The 1,499-nt window shown below is 71.7% G+C and carries 2 protein-coding genes; one reads left to right on the forward strand and one right to left on the reverse strand.

What is annotated here, in order from left to right; genetic code table 11:
* Window positions 1-63: 63 nt before the first annotated feature.
* The gene (locus G6045_RS40505; protein ID WP_408056433.1) at window positions 64-900 is read right to left on the reverse strand and encodes an arylamine N-acetyltransferase family protein; all 837 of its coding nucleotides are present in this window, start codon (window positions 898-900) and stop codon (window positions 64-66) included.
* 124 nt (window positions 901-1,024) lie between these two features.
* On the opposite strand from G6045_RS40505, the gene G6045_RS40510 reads away from it, so the two are divergent.
* Window positions 1,025-1,477 carry a pyridoxamine 5'-phosphate oxidase family protein gene (locus G6045_RS40510; protein ID WP_165337249.1) on the forward strand — a complete coding sequence of 151 codons (453 nt, stop codon included), beginning with the start codon at window positions 1,025-1,027 and terminating at the stop codon, window positions 1,475-1,477.
* The last annotated feature ends 22 nt before the right edge of the window (window positions 1,478-1,499 follow it).

The raw sequence follows: 1,499 nt of genomic DNA on the forward strand, positions 1-1,499 counted from the left end.
GGGTTAGTGACGGGGTCGGGGTGAATTGACCGTTCCGGTTGCGGGCGGCGCCAGGGTGGGCGGTCAGGTGGCCGCGGGGTCCTTCGGGAGGTGTGCGAGGGCCATGCCGAAGTGGTCGCGGTAGGCCGCCAACACCTCGGCGTCGTCGCCCAGTTCGCTCGTACGGCGCCGGCCGTCCTGCGTCACCGTCAGCCTGCGGCCGCTGAGGGTGGTGCGGCCCCGGTCCGTACGCAGGGAGCAGACCAGGGAGCGGGTGAAGTGCGAGTCGGGCGAGGTGCGGTGGTACCAGGCGCCTGCCGTGAAGTCGCGCAGCGCCCGTGGCCGCAGGTCGACCACGAACTGCGCCTTGCCGTCCATGAACAGGTCCAGATCCCCGTCCGCCGCCTCCGCGAGCCGGAACGAGCCGTCCGGATCCTTCTGCTCCGCGCGCTCGGCGAAGGCCAGCGGGTACAGGCTGTGCGCGCCGAAGCCCACGTCGGCCAGCCACTCGTGGCCGTCCGCGTCGCGTACGAGGAGTGCGAGATGGTCGTACGGGATGCCGGGGCGGCCCTCACCGTCGTACACCCGGGCCTGCAGCAGCGTCACAGCGAAGCCGAGCGCGGCGAGCAACGAGGCGAAGGCGCCGTTGAGTTCGTAGCAGAAGCCGCCCCGCCGGGCGTCGACGATCTTCGCGACCAGCGCCTCGGGTGCGAGCCGGATCTCCTCGCCCAGGTGGATCGAGAGGTTCTCGAACGGGACGCTGCGCAGATGGCGCTCCTGGAGCATCCGCAGCGCCGGGCCGTCCGGGCGGGCCGGGCGCTCGGCCCCGATCCGCCGCAGATACGTGTCGACTCGCGCCGCGTCGATGGGCTGCGGTGCGTCCGTAGGCTGCGGTGCGTCCATGTGCTCCTGTCCGTCCATGGGCACCAGTGTGGCCCGGTGTCCCCGCGCCCGGATCGCGCTGCGGATGGGTCCGGGCTACGTCTTGAGGCGTAGGGCCGGCGACCGTTACGGAGATCCGCCGGGCTGACTAGCGTCTACCGGCATGACGCCACCGCCCGCGCGCTCCGCCGAGCAGCGCAAGAAGGATGTTCTGGCCCGACTCGAGAACGACAAGGACGTCTGGGTCGCCACCGCGTCCGCCGAGGGCCTGCCGACCATGGTTCCGCTGTCGTTCGTCTGGGACGACGGCACGCTCCTGCTGTGCACCCGGCGCACCAACCCGACCGCGGTCAACGCCGCCGACGGGTGCCCTGCCGTGGTCACGCTCGGCCACACACGGGACGTCGTCCACATCGAGGGCACCGCCCGTACGGTCCCGGGGCCAGAGCTGTCGGCGGCGTCGGCCGACGCCTTTGCCGCGAAGCTGGTGTGGGACCCGCGGGACGAGAAGGCCTGGACGTATCTCCGTATCAGCCCGCACGCGATCCGTGCCTGGCGCGAGGTGAACGAGCTGGCCACGCGGGAGTTGATGCGGGATGGGGTGTGGCTGGTGTGAGGGTGGGGCTGGTGTGAGGGTG

The sequence above is a fragment of the Streptomyces mesophilus genome, from assembly GCF_011044995.1.
Lineage (GTDB): Bacteria > Actinomycetota > Actinomycetes > Streptomycetales > Streptomycetaceae > Streptomyces > Streptomyces mesophilus.